Here is a 14,999-nt window from a genome sequence, read left to right on the forward strand (position 1 = left end):
AGGAGCATTGATGTATGCAATATCATCTCAGACAGTGACGGAGGCGCAGGTGAGGCCTGGTCACACGTCCGAATCTGCTTCGGGGATCAACCAACGTCTCGATCAGCTTCCCGCCACGCGGCCCGTGTGGATGCTGGTGCTGCTGGTATCGATCGGAGGTTGGTTCGAGTTTTACGACCTTTTCATGACTGCATACGTCGGCCCGGGTCTGGTCAAGAGCGGAATGTATTCGGTGACTACAGCGTCGTTTTTCGGTTTCAGCGGGCTGGGCGCGTTCGTGGCGGCATCATTTGCAGGTTTGTTCATCGGCACATTTCTGTTGACCGGTCTTGCCGATCGGTTCGGGCGCAGGACTGTATTTACAGCTTCGTTGCTATGGTATTCGGTGGCGACGCTTGTCATGGCGTTTCAGGATTCCGCCCAGGCGATCAATCTCTGGCGACTCATCGCGGGAATCGGGGTTGGTGTGGAGCTCGTCGTGATCGATACCTATGTAAGTGAGCTGGTCCCGGCGCACTTTCGTGGAAGGGCATTTGCGTTCGTCCACCTCGTGCAGTACACGGCAGTTCCCTCGGTCGCGTTTTTCGCGTGGTGGTTCGACCAGCATCCTGTCGGCGGCATCGCGAGCTGGCGTTTGACCGCTGCACTCGGTGCGTTGGGCGCGATAGCCGTCTGGGCGATTCGTCGTCGGGTTCCGGAAAGTCCTCGTTGGCTCGCGCAGCACGGGAGGCTTGCGGAGGCCGGACAGATTCTCGACGCGCTCGAAGCGAAAATTGGCGTACCGGTGAAGGACAATGGAAATGAGTCTGGCGCCCACATCGAATCCGTGCAGAAACCGGCGCGTTTCAGCGAGATCTGGCAGCCGCCATACCGTAGGAGAACGCTTGTCCTGCTGACGTTTCACCTGATCCAGTCGATCGGCTTCTATGGCTTCGCTTCGTGGGTGCCGACATTGCTAGTGGCCAAAGGCATCACGGTAACCCATAGTCTCCTGTACTCGTTCATCATTGCATTCGCCAATCCTGTCGGGCCGCTGATTGGACTCGCCATTGCGGACCGGATAGAACGCAAGACCTTGATTGTATTGTCGGCAGCGGGCGTTGCACTGTTCGGCGGGATGTGTGCGGTCGTGCAGTCCGGTGTTTTTCTGATCGCGCTCGGCGTGCTGCTGACGCTCTGCAATACGCTGCTGTCGGCGGGCTATCACGCGTATCAGGCCGAACTCTATCCCACCCGTATCAGAGCTCGTGCAGTAGGCTTCGTCTATTCCCTGTCGAGGTTGTCCGCGATGTTCTCCGGCTTTTTCATCGCTTTCACGCTTCGCAGTTTCGGCACGTCCGGCGTCTTCGCCCTGATCACGGCCGTCATGATTATCGTGATGATTGCCATCGGCGTGTTTGGTCCGAAGACCAATTTACGAAGCCTCGACCTGGTGTCTCGCTGAAGTGACAAGATAGATAGCCCCCGCTTTCAACGAAAGCAGGGGACAACCAACATTCATTCGGGTACTTCACGCTTTTAGCCAGAAATCCACAGATAACGAATTTCGCTCCCATCGCAGTCCCGCGATAGGATCGGGTTCCGCTGAACGATATGTGGCTAGACCCCGGCTAGGGGCCGCCCACCATCGTTGAAAAGTTCCCCGAGTGCAAGGATGGAGCGGTGTCGAATCCGCTAAATCGAGTTGCGTCCGCCCCCGTCCGATTGACTCAGACCGACTGCTTTCCCTCACAGTTGTGACATTCGCGAACACCAGTTGAAGGACCGGAACGGGTCGACCTGAGCCCGACGCCGAGCGACCTCCGGTGGATCGATTATCCATTCAGCATCGCACCGGGTTCGGGCCACGAGGAGACAGTCGTCCGGCGCTACCGAATGGCCGGTCATGGCGGCATGGCAGCCATTTAGAGCCTCGGAGAATCGGATGGATGACTGCCAGGTTTGCTGCGCGGCATGGGCATCAGGGCACAGGGTTACGAATTGAACAAGTCATCGACAATACGTCGTCCCGCACTATAGCCGCCCATCAGCGCATCGGCCTCACTGAGAAATGGCTTGCCTTGGGATTCGCCAAAACGCAGCGGGGAGAAGACAGCGACAGATGCACCGGCCTTGCTGATCCTCACGACCGCCACAAATCCGATGCTGGTTGTCCCCTTGGGTCCCGCCTTCCAACTGAAGTCAGTCTCAACGGCCACTTCAATATCGAATCCGTGATAGTGATAGGTGCGGCTCATGGGCTTACCCCGTCCACCCGGGCTGCGATCCGGGAAGGATCGAGCGTGACGTTCCTCTCACCCAACACATCGCCAAATCCGAACGCTGATACCAGCATGGCCAACGACGAGCCGACGCACACGAGCATGTGAGTGCGCAAACCTGCCGCCCAGTTCAATCTTTCGCGCTCAAAGCCGATGACGCTCCCAAGTAGAGCCGCCAGGACGAGGCGCGACAAAAGCTCGATATTCCCTATCACACGTTGCCTTTCGATAGTTCTGTTTTAGGCCTGCCGGGAAGCCGTGTCGGCGACATCGGCATACAGTTGGGCCGCCCAGTTAACGCGCCCATCCGGTTTTTCGATGACCGCCGGCAGCGCCTCGGCGCGATTTTCGTGCGCGCGAAAAAGATTGACGATTTCCCGGGTCGGTATGCTCGCGACGAGCGTTGAAATTTTGCCCGGATTGAACCACCGGCAACGCGAAATTTCGTTGCGAGCTTCGGGGGACGCGTCGCGAGGAATATCGGCGCGGAAAACGTGATGGCGTTTGCTGAGACCGCCAAACTGGAACAGGGACGTAAGCTCCATTCGAACGAGTGAAGTCTCTTCTTCCAGCTCGCGCTGGGCGGCCTCCAGGGGCGACTCGAGGTGCTTTCTGGTGCCACCAGGTAGCGACCACCGTGATCGTTCTCGCGCGACCAGAAGAATCTTGCCTTCCCGGCAGCAAATGATGGTCGACCTGTCTTTCATGCTCTCTCCTACAGGACACGTGACTGCTTTAAAGGGCAGATTATGGATGATGCGCGGCCGCCCGTTTCGCTGGAGCGTAGAAAACCCGATCGCAAGTTTAGGTATGCCTCCGCATGGTCGTTCGTGTCCGTGGGGCCTCAGGTGGCGCGCGGCGCACGTCAACCGGCCGGCAAAATTGAGATCATGAACTCGGCCCTTTGCTCCTTGCGCATTGGAGTAAGCTGAACGTTAGTAACGGTCGACGGGGAGAACAAACAATGAGAACACGTTCGGCACTTGAGATCTGCCTGCCGCTTGCCCTGTTCGTCGCGGCCTGCGCCTTGTCGCTTCCAACCCTGGTGATTGCCTTTGTCTGGATGACGATTGGCGTTGTCTCGCTTGGGCATCGCACCCTTGACAGCTTCCCGACAGACGGAGTCCCCCGGGAGTGGCATAAGGGGTACCGCGGAGCGTGCCTGTGGTTTTACCACCTCACCTGGTGGCCCTGGTATATGCGATCCCCCCTTCGAGACATCGCTGATCGAATTGGCAGGTCGCTGTCGAGAAGGAGGAATCCGTCGGACAACGTGTTGACCGACGAACATATGGACGGCAGTGTGGGTGAGGCACCTTCGAAAAAGCGCGATTGAACGGGTCGTAATCCTCCCAGTTGTCGAAGTATCTGAGGTTGAGGGTCTTGCCACGATGTCGGCAGGACTTCAGCTAAAACGACAGATCCGGCGTCGACCGTCACGGTCACACTCTTTGAATTCTCTTCAACACGGGAACGAATGGCGGCGTAGCTTGACGACGCACCGTGCCGGACCGTGACAAGAAAGTTCTTTCCGGCGAACATGTGGGTCTCGCCATACTGCACTGTCCCATCCATTAGTTGTGCGGTCTTCACCACGATGAAGAGCGATTCCCCGTACACCTCGATCTTGGGCCGCTGATGCGCCTTTAGCGCGTCCTCTATTGCAAGATCATGCAGACTGAACTCCTCCTGAATTTTTCGCAGAAACGCCTCGTCGGGTTGCCATACCCCCAGCCAGACAAATGTGTCAGGCTCTTTCACGACTTCACTGATGTCGTCGATAGTCACATCGCTCAAGCGCTTACCAGCCTGGTAAGCAACACTGTTGACAACCATGTCCATCCCGTTCTCCTTCTCGAATTTCGAACATTTTTTAAGTAACTGCCTCGGTTCTGACCGGTGCGAGCCGAGTATCAGATCTGTCGGGAAGTGATCGGCGGATTCAACCGGTGGATGCAATAGTCTGCTGGAATCGTTCGGCGGGCGTTTCGTAGTCCAGCGTCTTTCTCGGACGCTCGTTCAGTCGTCTTGCCACAGCGTTGAGTTTGGCCTGCGAATACACTGACAGGTCGGTCCCTTTGGGAAAGTACTGCCGCAACAGCCCATTCGTATTTTCGTTCGAGCCGCGTTGCCAAGGATGCTGGGGATCGCAGAAGTAGACCTGAATATCAGTAGCCACGGTGAAGCGTTTGTGCCCAGCCATCTCCGTTCCCCGATCCCATGTCAGCGACTGATAAAGTTCCTGGGGCAATTTGCTGGCATGCCTGATGAGTGCATTGACGACCGTCTCGCTGTCCTTGCTGGCTATCTTAACCAGCATGACGTAACGTGTCTGGCGCTCGACGAGTGTTGCAATCTGGCTGCTGCCACTACCGCACAGCAGATCGCCTTCCCAGTGGCCCGGCACCGCCCGGTCTTCAACGGTCGCGGGGCGTTCGCTGATCGATACGTGTCGCGAATCCTGCCGTGATCGTCCGTCTTCTGCGTATGGTGGCGCGAACGGCGCATGGCCCGGGTGCGCCGCAAGTGTTCCAGCAATTCTTTCTTCAGGGCGCCGCGGGCCTGTATGAAGAGACTGCGATAGATGGTCTCGTGGGACACGTGGTAGTCCTCGTTCTCTGGGTACGCACGCCTGAGCCATCCGGCAATCTGCTGCGGTGACCACTGCAACTGGAGCTTGCCTGCCACGATGTGCGCCAGCGTTCGGTGCTCAACCAGTTTACAGGCTTTAGGACGCCGCGCCCGATCCCATGCAAGCTGATCGGCGTGGCTCGCCCGGTAGCCGCCCGGTCCGCTGTTACGCTTGATCTCACGGCAGATGGTGGAGGGAGCTCGTGAAAGTTGCATGGCGAGCGACTGGATTGAATCGCCAGCAACGAGCCCCCGTGATATCTCCTCGCGCTCAGCCAGCGTCAACGCCAATCTCGATCGATGCCTTTGTGGTGGCTGGATTCCGCCGGTCTCAGCCAGAATCCCTTGTACCGACGAGTGGTTCCGATCAAAAAAGCTGGGCGATCTTCTGCAGAGATTCGCCCTTTCGCCAACGTTCCCACATCAGCGCTTTCTGCTTTTCGCTGTAATAAATCCGGCGTCGCTGTTTCATCTGCAACACTCCCACTGCTCACGCAGCTTCTAGTGTGTTGCATCCACCGGTTGAATCCGCCGCGAGCGAGCCGTCGCTAGAAGTGACTGGGTCAAGCTAAGCACCATGGCTATCTTGCTCAAAGGTCATGCCCCGTTCACCCTCGACGGGGCTAACAACGAGAGGAATGAGTGTCTCGGCGGCCTATCTTCCGTGGGTACCACGACGGGAGGACACCAATGCGATTTATTTCTCGGGCTCGATTGGATCAAGCCCCGTCCTTTCGAATACTGCCGACGCTGTCGGCGTTCTCAGATAAGAAATGAGGGCTGCGGCGTCTTCGCGCTCCTGCGCGTTTGTTGATAAGGCAGCGGAAATGACGCTTACCTTCTGGACTTCTTGCGGGAGCGGGCCGACGTACTGGATCCCCTGAATGGCGCGAAGTTCACTGATCTGTTGCAATCCAAGTTCGGCGTCGCCGCGCTCAATGGCCGTTCCGACCAGTTCCTTGCCTTTGATCTGAACACTCCTGGCTTTCGTTTGATCTGAGATGCCAAGCTTGGGGAACAATCTCTCAGTAATATAAGTGCCGCTAGCTCCTTCCGAGAAAGCTACAGATTTCGCTGCGAGCAGTGCATTACGTAGTGTTTCCACAGTACTGACATCCGGCTTCGGCATGCCGACCTGGACCGCGACGCCAATTCGGGACGCAACGAGATCTGTGCGAGTGTCCGGGAGAAACTTACCCTGTCTGATCTGTTCGTCTTGCGCAGGGCGGATCATGAAGCAGACGTCCATTGCTTCGCCATTCTTGATGCGCGTGGGCAACGCGTCAGCGGACGCACCGTATGAAGGCCCCCACGATATGACGAGGTGATTCCCGGTCTGCTGTTCATACCCTGGTCCGAGCTCCCTAAACGCTGCTGACAGCGCTCCGGTTGCCAGGACATGAACGTCAGCGGCATGAACCGCAGTTGACAATAGTGACGCGGTGCAGAGTGCGGCAGACACGGTCGCGCGTCGGAGCTTTGTATTGTTGATGGCCATCGGATTGTCCTTTTTAGTAAGGCTACGGTTTGTTCAGGTGTCGAATCTCGCCGCATGTACTGACATGCGGTGGCTACAGGGAAGATGTGGCCGGCAGGAAGCGCAAAATTGCGCATGCTCCAGCAATTGGCGCGACCGGTTTGGAGCCCGGCCGGATCGAAGATGCGCAAAACCATCCAGCTCCTGGAAGGGAAGCCCGCAACTGCACAGAGAGTCTGCGAATATCCACACGAAATCCAGGAGGGGTACCATCTGCTGCGCCGATAAAACGTCGCCCCCTACAGGTTGCCGTTCCGGCCGCCAATCGCGAGATGATCCGCGGACCAGGCCGCGGCGCTACGATGCGGTCTGATTCGGCAGGATAATCGACCTTTCCACGTTAAGCACGGCAAACCCACTGTCTATGGCGAACCGCACAAATCAACAACCGGAATCGAACGCTACACCATCGAATCGATCGCTCGAACGCGGGCTCGAACTGCTGCGCGCGTTCGGCCCCGGTGCGGCACTTCTCGGCAACGGAGAACTCGCGGAACGCACCGGCCTGCCGAAGGCAACGGTGAGCCGACTTACGCGAACTCTCGTCGAGGCGGGTTATCTCGAGCACGATGCGGCACGCAGGGCGTACAGACTGGGCCTGCCCGTGCTCAGTCTGGCGCAGGCGTTGCGCAGCGGATCCACAGTACTCAATGCTGCAGGACCGCTAATCCGCGATATTGCCCAGGCAAAGCACATCAATGTCGGAATCGCGGGCGCCGACCGGGAAGAGATGGTCTACCTTGAGTCCATTCGTTATAACCAGCGAGCCTCATTACGCACGATCGTCTCGGGACAACGCGTGCCGATGGAACTGACGTCGCTCGGGCGCGCGTATCTCGCAGCACTGCCGCTGGCGGAATTCACCGCCCTGATGGACGCGTTCAACCGGCGCAAACGGAGCGGCTGGGAGCGTCTTGCGCTGGAAATCACTGAAGCTGTAGACGATGTGCGCCGAAGTGGCTTCTGCGTTGCAAGCTGGCAGCCGGAAGTGATTGCACTCGCGACGCCCCTCGCCATTCCCGGACATCGTTTGCTGGTCCTGAACTTTAGCGTCCGCACGGCGGCGTCAAACGACAGCGTTGTAAGCGAACTCGCGGCGCCCCTGCTGCGTCTGCGCGACGAGATTACAGCCGCATGCGCGCGCCTGGAAGGCTGAAGACTGCAAGCCTCTCTTTCATTCCCGGCGTTCACTGATCGCGCGCGCTGGAATACCCAGCACCACTGCAAGACCGCCGAGAATGGAGACGAACGCAACCGCATAGAGCCCCACGGCGCTGCTGCCGAAGTGCGTCGATGCATAGCCGATGACCGAAGGTGCCGAAATCCCGCCAAACTGGCCGAGGCTGCTAATGAGGCCGATGCCGCTTGCTGCGGCGGTGCTCGACAGGTACGCGGGTGGGATCGTCCAGAACAGCGACAGCATGCCCAGATAACCAGCCGTCGCGATGCAAAGCAGTGCTACCAGAATGCCCGCGTGATTCGCCGCCGCCGGCAGAAGCGCGACGCCCAGGGCGGCCATCAATGCGCTTGCCATGAAATGCCACCGCCTCTCCAGCATACGATCCGAGTTCCGGCCGAGCAGATACATCGCGACTGCGCCGACCACATACGGAATCGCGGAAAGAAGCCCAATGTGCCAGTAGTTCGATACGCCGCTTTTCTGGATCACGCTCGGTGCCCAGATGTGCACGACGATGCTCGCCCACGGCACGCTGAAATAGGCGAACGTCAGGAAATAGAACTTTGGCTCCTTCAATGCGGCCCAGATCGAACCATGAGCGCGTGCGGCCTTCGTTTGCGCGTCCCGGTTAAGCTCCGCAAGCAGGAGGGCCTTCTCGTCGTCCGAGAGCCAGGTCGCCTGCTCGGGACGGTCGGTCAGATAGACATAGGCAAAGACACCGGCGATCACTGACGGAAATCCTTCGAGAAGGAACAGCCATTGCCAGCCGTTGTAGCCAAGTAAGCCCGACATGCTATTGAGAATCCATCCCGACACGGGCCCACTGATAATGCCGGATACGCAGATCGCCGTCATGAAGATTGACGTGACTCGGGCCCGCCGCGCGGCCGGAAACCAGTAGGTGAAATAGAGAATCACGCCCGGGAAGAATCCTGCTTCCGCTGCGCCCAGCAATACGCGTGCGATGTAGAACTGCGTCGGCGTCTGCACGAATGCGGTGCTCGCCGAAACGATGCCCCATAGCGTCATGATCCGCATGAGCGTTTTTCTCACGCCGACTCGCGCGAGCCACAGGTTGCTCGGCACCTCGAAGAGCATGTAACCCACGTAGAAGAGTCCCACGCCCAGACCGAATGCGGCGTCAGAAAGACCAATGTCACGCGAGAACTGCAGGTGCGCAAAGCCGATATTGGCGCGATCCAGATACGCGAAGACGTAACAAATAAAGAGGAACGGCAGCAGCCGCCAGGTGACTTTCCGGTAGACGGCCTCTGTTTGCGGTTGCGCAACGGCGCTGACGTCGATTGGACTGGAACGGGCTGCGTGCATCATGTCTCCGGGCTTGTATTGGGCCGCAGGATCGTCGTGGCAAGTGTCCTGCGTTGGAATCCATTATCGGCACCTACCGCTCGATGACAATCCGCCAATTCCATCCAGTGGAATTTCTCGGGCCCTCTGATGAAACGCGCTCCGTTCCACAGGGTGGAATTAACGGGGTGTCATGGGTGGCAGGTGGGGCTAAGCTGCATTGGCAGATTGACCTTGTCAGTCGACTCCAATTCAACCATCGAGACACGCATGAGCCCATCCACTATTCAAGTCACTATCGACTCGCAGGTCGCCACGATCGCGCTGAATCGTCCTGAAAAACGTAACGCCATCACCAACGAAATGCGTGCCGAACTGATCGGGGCGCTGGACACCGTTTCGCGCGATCGGGATGTGCGCGCCGTGGTGTTGACTGGCAACGGCAAGGGGTTCTGCGCTGGCGGCGACGTCAGCGGTATGGCGCAGCGCATTGAAGCACCCGCCGGCGAGATTGCGTTCAATGGCTGGTCCCGCCAGCAACTCGTGCATCACACGGTCAATCTGCTCTACTCGATGCCCAAACCGACCATCGCTGCCGTCAACGGCGCAGCGGCGGGTCTCGGTGCCGATATGGCGCTCTCCTGCGACTTTATCCTCGCGTCACAGGAAGCGAGCTTCACGTGGAGCTACATCAAACGCGGGCTGATCCCCGACGGCGGCGGGATGTACTTTTTGCCGCGACGGGTCGGCCTCGCGCGGGCGAAGGAACTGATCTTCAGCGGGCGCAAGGTGGATGCAAAGGAAGCGCTTGAAATCGGCATCGCGGATCGCCTAAGCGAGCCGGATTTGCTCATCGCCGACGCCCACGCGTGGGCCGCCGAATTGAGCCAGGGTTCGGCCACAGCGCTCGCGCTGGGCAAGAGCATTCTCAACCAGAGCTACGAACTGTCCGCGCATCAAGTGTTTGCACAAGGCAGCCAGGCACAGGCCGTCTGCTACACAAGCCGTGAACATCGTGACTCGGTGCTCGCATTCCTGAACAAAACCAAGTGAGCACGAAGGAGATCGGCATGAACGTAATTTCAAAATTGATGCGCCCGGCGAGCGTAGCGGTAATCGGAGCTTCGGCGGACGCAGCCAAGACTTCAGGCCGCCCGGTGGCTTACCTCAGGAAGCACGGCTTCGTCGGCGACATCTACCCTGTCAACCCGCGTTACGACTCGATCGATGGCCTGCCCTGCTATCCCGATGTAGCGTCGTTGCCGCATGCGCCCGATGTCGGTATCGTGCTGCTCGGGGCCGAGCGCGCCCACGTTGCAGTGCGGGATCTGGCGAGCCGCGGGACGAGCGCTGCAATCGTGCTGGCGAGTGGCTATGCAGAGATCGGCGAGGAAGGCGCCAGACGTCAGGCGCAATTGATAGAGGCAGCAGGGTCCATGCGCCTGCTCGGCCCGAATACGATCGGGCTCGTCAACCTGACTGACCGCATCACGCTGTCGGCAAGCGGAGCGCTGGAGACTGACACTTTCACAGTCGGTGGCATCGGCGTGGTATCACAAAGCGGGGGGATTCTTGGCTCGCTGTTGTCGCGGGCGGCAGCACGCGGTATTGGCCTGTCAAAGCTGGTGTCGACGAGCAATGAAGCAGATCTCGACATGGCAGACTTCGTCGATTATCTGGTTGACGATGATTCGACTTCCGTTATCGCGCTCTACATGGAAGGGCTACGTCATCCGGACCGGTTTCGCCGCGCCGCGCTAAGGGCGGCCGCCGCGGGCAAGCCGGTCGTCGTGTTCAAGATCGGGCGCTCGGAATCAGGCGCGCGATCGGCGGTCTCGCATACGGGCGCGCTGGCCGGCTCGGACCGCATGTATGACGCGCTCTTCAGCCAGGTCGGCGTCATTCGTGCCCAGACGTTTTCCGATTTGCTCGACATTCCTCATGCGCTCGCTACTCGTCGCAAGCTCTCCGGGCGACGGGTGGCGATTCTGACCTCGACCGGCGGTGCCGGCACGCTCGTCACCGATAGCCTTGGCATGGCGAACTTTGAGTCACCACCTCCTGACGAGGCAACAGCTGCCAGGCTGCGGGCGCTCCAGACCGGCGACCATGCAGTTCTCGACCGCAATCCGATTGACGTGACGCTTGCGGGTTTGCAGCCGGCTCTCCTGCGTGCTGCGATCGGCACGCTACTCGACAGTCCGACATACGACGCAGTCGTGGTTATCGTTGGATCGTCTGGCCTTGCGATGCCTGACCTGATGGCTGACGCGATCCGCGATTCGCTGCCAGGCAGTGACAAGCCCGTGATGGCGTTTGTGAGCCCGCACGCACCGGAGATCACGAAGTTGCTTAATGGGCAGGGAGTGCCGGCCTTCCCTTCGCCCGAAAGCGTGACGAGTGCGCTGGCTGCGATGTGGCAACACGGCGAGTCCATGCAACGCGCCGTGAGTTTGAACGAACAACACGCTGAAGCTGAAGTCAACGTGAGCGATCTACCAGCCGGATCACTAAACGAGGCGCAGGCGAAAGAGCTTTTTGCCCGCTTTGGTGTGACAGCGGTGCGCGAGCGTGTCGTCACGAACGCGAATGAAGCCGAGAGCGCCGCTCGCGAGCTGGGTGACAAGGTCGTACTCAAACTGCTGTCGAACACGATCACCCACAAGAGCGATGTCGGCGGCGTAGCGGTTGGGGTCACTGCTGACTGCATCGGGGCTCGCCTGAACCGTATGCGGGACGACGTTGAAACCGCAACTGGCGTATCCGCGAATGCGTTTCTCGTTCAGGAAATGGTGGCCGGTGGAACGGAACTGATTCTCGGCCTTCATCGAGACCCGTTGGGCACAGCATTGCTGCTCGGCATGGGCGGCGTCACAGCGGAACTGTTCAAGGACACGACGATGCGACTCCTTTCCGCCGAAGCGCCGCTGTCGCGCGCAGACGCGTTCGCGATGATCCACGAACTGAAAACGTGGCCCCTGCTAGACGGGTATCGTGGACGGCCGCGCGCTGATATTGACGCCCTCGTGACCGCAATCGTCGCCTTTGCACGAATGGCGGTGCGGCTTGGCGGGCGTATTGTCGAAGCAGAAATCAATCCGATCTTCGTGCTGCCTGCGGGCCAAGGCGTACGGGCGGCTGACGGCGTTGCCGTACTCGAATCGGAGGCTCACGATGGATGACGATGCTCTGGTCACACTCGACGAAACATCCCCGCTCGCCTATTTTGCGCGTGCCGAGAGTGAGGTGGCAAATCCCACCCACATCGACCTCTCGATTGCAAGTGTCGTAGAGTCGATCGCCGTGATCGGGTAGGTGCGCGCGCCTACCGGTAACCAGGAAGCAAGAGCGTGAGAATGTGGCTAAGCAGAAGCCTGGTCTCGGCAACTGTCTGCAAGATTGCAATTCAAGATTTGCCTCAGTGCTTGGTGGATCGTCGTTGTATCCCTTTCGGATACAACAGGATCGTCCTATCAGCAAAGCGGTGGAACATACCAAAATCCTAGCCACTATCTGCGGATGGCGAAATCGCGCTTCAGCTGCGCATTTCCGAAGGTCTTGACTGCAGTAACCTACCGAGAAGCGGCAACCAACGGCTATGAAATGCTAAGGATCGACGAAGTCACGAATAGCGAAGATTTCGCCGAGCGATGCGATGTCGCGATAGTAGGCGGCGGCATTGTTGGCGTCAGCACCGCGTATGAACTGGCGCGCCGCGGCCTCCAGGTCGCTCTGCTCGAAAAGGGCGTCATCGGCTGCGAGCAGTCGGGGCGCAATTGGGGCTGGGTGCGGCAGCAGAACCGCGACCTCCATGAGTTGCCGCTCGCGATGCAGAGCCTCAAGCGCTGGAGCGAACTAAGCGAAGAACTGGGCGAGGATATTGGGTTTCGTAAGGCGGGCATTCTGTACGGCACGGAGCATGAATCTGACATCGCGCAATGGGAGTCGTGGCTTGCCCGCGCCCGGGAAGTCGGCTTTAACAGCGAGATCCTCAGTGCGCGCGAACTGGCAGCGCGCATTCCGTCCGGACGTGCGAAGTGGGCTGGAGGTCTGTGGTCTGTCTCTGACGGGCGCGCCGAGCCGTCGAAAGCCGCGCCTGCGATTGCTCGCGGCGCGCAAGGTCTCGGCGCGATGGTGTATCAGAACTGCGCGGTACGAAGTCTCGACATGAGTGCGGGGCGTGTCTCTGGCGTCTGGACGGAGCGCGGCCGGCTCGCAGCCGACACCGTCGTTCTCGCGGGAGGCGCCTGGAGCGCGTTGTTCTGCCAGCATCACGGCATCGATCTGCCATCCATCAACGTGATGGGAACGGCGTTGCGAACCGCTGAGGCGCCGGGGGTTATCGAAGGCTGTTTCTCCGGGCCTAACTTCGCGCTGAGGCGACGGTTGGACGGCGGCTATACGATCGCGGTTCCCGGCCACGGACGCGTGGAGCTCGCGCCACAAAACCTGCGGCATTCGGTGAAGTTCCGCACCATGTTCCGCAGCAAGCTGAAGAAAAAACTGAAGATTCGCGTCGGTGCCAGCTTCTTCCACGGACCGGAGGCAAGCGCGACCTGGCGCGACGATGACGTCTCGCCGTTCGAAGAAACACGGGTGCTGAATCCCCGGCCTGATACCGAATGGCTCGAACGTGCCCTGCAAAACGTGGCCAGCGTGTTTCCCGAACTGTCGGGGTTGCGGATCGCTCACGCATGGGCGGGCGCGATCGACACGACGCCGGACCTCGTTCCCGTCATCTCGAAGGTTAATGCGAAACCCGGTCTCGTGATCGCGTCCGGCTTCAGCGGACACGGCTTTGGATTAGGGCCAGGCGCAGGGGTGCTCGTGAGCCGGTTGGTAATGGACGAGGCGCCGCAGTTCGACATTAGTCCCTACAGACTCGCCCGCTTTTCCGACGGAACGAAACTGAGCAGCCCCGAAATGATGTGAGTCGAGGCCGCGGGCGAGCTTTCGCGGCAGAACACTTCGGGAGGTTGAACCTCCAGTTCGATTCAACTGTATCGATTCACGGCCGTTGCAATTCGAAAAGCGGCCGGAGATCTTGATCGACCTCGTATCACGCGTGGCGGGCCTTCACGCTTTTTTGCCTTTGCGTGAGACGGAGCGCTTGCTGGCACCCTTTGAAAAGCGATGACGATTGCCAAGGAGCTCGACCAGCCGTGTCTCGCATTCGGAAAACGAGTACCCGCGCCGCTGCGAGATCATGAACGTGAGGGCGCGCATGTGCCATGCGCGCCGTTGGAGTTCGACAAGTGTTCCGTTCGCGAGGTCTTCCGCAACCACATGATGCGGCATGTGCCCCCAGCATAAGCTGCCCCTTAGCAAATCGTGCTTCGCGCCGAGGTCATTCACCAGCCACTGGCGTTCACCGGCGACCCCGTGTTGTGTCTTTTCCGCATCGGGCTGATTGTCGGTTACGACGAGCTGGATGTGCCGGCCAAATTCCTCCCGCGGGATCGGCCCCGCGATTGCGGCCAGCGGATGCGATGGCGCACAGACGGTCACCATTTGCGCTTCACATAAATGCTGCCTTTCTATGGTACCCGGGCTCAGCTCCGGCACGTCGGTGATCGTCACCGCCAATGCGCACGTTCCTTCGAGAACCAGGCGCTCGCCGCCTTGCATGGTCGTCATGCGCAGATTGATTGCAACGGTTGGAAAGTCCGACTGCAGCCTGCGCAGGCATTCAATCAGGTGCGCGCGCGGAAAATAGGTATCCACGGCAATCGAGACCTGTGGCACCCCGGCTTCAGCAATCGCAACCGCGCGCATCTTCATTTCCTCGGTGCGTGAGATCACCCCACGAGCATCAGGCAGGAGGCTACGGCCCGCTGCTGTAAGCGTGGCTTTGCGGGCGTTGCGTTCGAACAGCAACACATCGAAGGCACTCTCGAGCGCGTTGATCGCGTGACTGATCGCTGACTGTGCACGCCTTAGCTCCCGTGCAGCCCCGGAAAAGCTTCCCTGGTCACACACGGCAACGAAGGCCCGAAGTTGATTGATGGTGACGTTATCGAGCATACATATCCAAAGAGTAGATGGCACCCATAGATATTTAGTCAATTGGCTTCATGAATCA

The 14,999-nt window shown here is 59.3% G+C and carries 12 protein-coding genes and 2 pseudogenes; 6 read left to right on the forward strand and 8 right to left on the reverse strand.

The features are described from left to right. Positions 1 to 10 precede the first annotated feature (10 nt). Positions 11 to 1,444 (forward strand): MFS transporter, encoded by a 1,434-nt coding sequence (locus tag P0D96_RS32245; RefSeq protein ID WP_408317637.1) that lies wholly within the window; start codon positions 11 to 13, stop codon positions 1,442 to 1,444. A gap of 529 nt (positions 1,445 to 1,973) precedes the next feature. Here P0D96_RS32245 and P0D96_RS32250 read toward each other — a convergent pair. The 6 genes and pseudogenes from P0D96_RS32250 to P0D96_RS32275 all read right to left on the reverse strand — a co-directional run bounded on the left by P0D96_RS32250 (position 1,974) and on the right by P0D96_RS32275 (position 6,390). Continuing rightward, positions 1,974 to 2,237 carry a hypothetical protein gene (locus tag P0D96_RS32250; RefSeq protein WP_408178730.1) on the reverse strand — a complete coding sequence of 88 codons (264 nt, stop codon included), beginning with the start codon at positions 2,235 to 2,237 and terminating at the stop codon, positions 1,974 to 1,976. 14 nt (positions 2,238 to 2,251) lie between these two features. Next, positions 2,252 to 2,476, reverse strand: a pseudogene (locus tag P0D96_RS32255) (MgtC/SapB family protein); the annotation flags it as partial. Positions 2,477 to 2,500: 24 nt separating this feature from the next. After that, positions 2,501 to 2,968, reverse strand: a complete 468-nt coding sequence (locus P0D96_RS32260; protein ID WP_408317541.1) for an NUDIX hydrolase — start codon at positions 2,966 to 2,968, stop codon at positions 2,501 to 2,503. A gap of 463 nt (positions 2,969 to 3,431) precedes the next feature. Continuing rightward, positions 3,432 to 4,103, reverse strand: coding sequence for a CorA family divalent cation transporter (locus P0D96_RS32265; RefSeq protein ID WP_408317543.1), 672 nt, complete (start codon positions 4,101 to 4,103; stop codon positions 3,432 to 3,434). Positions 4,104 to 4,203: 100 nt separating this feature from the next. Continuing rightward, positions 4,204 to 5,364: pseudogene (locus P0D96_RS32270) on the reverse strand (IS30 family transposase). 225 nt (positions 5,365 to 5,589) lie between these two features. Next, a complete protein-coding gene (locus P0D96_RS32275; RefSeq protein ID WP_408317545.1) occupies positions 5,590 to 6,390 on the reverse strand; it encodes a molybdate ABC transporter substrate-binding protein in 801 nt (266 codons plus the stop codon). Positions 6,391 to 6,793: 403 nt separating this feature from the next. Here P0D96_RS32275 and P0D96_RS32280 point away from each other — a divergent pair, with 403 nt between their 5' ends. Beyond that, positions 6,794 to 7,585 (forward strand): IclR family transcriptional regulator, encoded by a 792-nt coding sequence (locus P0D96_RS32280; protein ID WP_408292056.1) that lies wholly within the window; start codon positions 6,794 to 6,796, stop codon positions 7,583 to 7,585. Positions 7,586 to 7,603: 18 nt separating this feature from the next. Here the strand turns inward: P0D96_RS32280 and P0D96_RS32285 are convergent, their stop codons facing one another. After that, positions 7,604 to 8,938 (reverse strand): MFS transporter, encoded by a 1,335-nt coding sequence (locus P0D96_RS32285; RefSeq protein WP_408178738.1) that lies wholly within the window; start codon positions 8,936 to 8,938, stop codon positions 7,604 to 7,606. Positions 8,939 to 9,187: 249 nt separating this feature from the next. Here P0D96_RS32285 and P0D96_RS32290 point away from each other — a divergent pair, with 249 nt between their 5' ends. The 4 genes from P0D96_RS32290 (at position 9,188) to P0D96_RS32305 (ending at position 13,849) form a co-directional block, all read left to right on the forward strand. Beyond that, the gene (locus tag P0D96_RS32290) at positions 9,188 to 9,970 is read left to right on the forward strand and encodes an enoyl-CoA hydratase/isomerase family protein (RefSeq protein ID WP_408292053.1); all 783 of its coding nucleotides are present in this window, start codon (positions 9,188 to 9,190) and stop codon (positions 9,968 to 9,970) included. 17 nt (positions 9,971 to 9,987) lie between these two features. Further along, positions 9,988 to 12,099, forward strand: coding sequence for an acetate--CoA ligase family protein (locus tag P0D96_RS32295; RefSeq protein WP_408317547.1), 2,112 nt, complete (start codon positions 9,988 to 9,990; stop codon positions 12,097 to 12,099). Beyond that, positions 12,092 to 12,232 carry a hypothetical protein gene (locus tag P0D96_RS32300; protein ID WP_408178741.1) on the forward strand — a complete coding sequence of 47 codons (141 nt, stop codon included), beginning with the start codon at positions 12,092 to 12,094 and terminating at the stop codon, positions 12,230 to 12,232. Before P0D96_RS32295 ends, P0D96_RS32300 begins: the two co-directional genes overlap by 8 nt. A 288-nt stretch (positions 12,233 to 12,520) precedes the next feature. Then, the gene (locus tag P0D96_RS32305; protein ID WP_408317549.1) at positions 12,521 to 13,849 is read left to right on the forward strand and encodes an NAD(P)/FAD-dependent oxidoreductase; all 1,329 of its coding nucleotides are present in this window, start codon (positions 12,521 to 12,523) and stop codon (positions 13,847 to 13,849) included. Between the two features lie 144 nt (positions 13,850 to 13,993). Here the strand turns inward: P0D96_RS32305 and P0D96_RS32310 are convergent, their stop codons facing one another. Further along, positions 13,994 to 14,941: a LysR family transcriptional regulator gene (locus P0D96_RS32310; RefSeq protein WP_408178743.1), complete on the reverse strand. Its 948-nt coding sequence runs from the start codon at positions 14,939 to 14,941 to the stop codon at positions 13,994 to 13,996. Positions 14,942 to 14,999 lie beyond the last annotated feature (58 nt).

It is taken from the genome of Paraburkholderia sp. RL17-347-BIC-D (assembly GCF_046027915.1).
Lineage (GTDB): Bacteria > Pseudomonadota > Gammaproteobacteria > Burkholderiales > Burkholderiaceae > Paraburkholderia.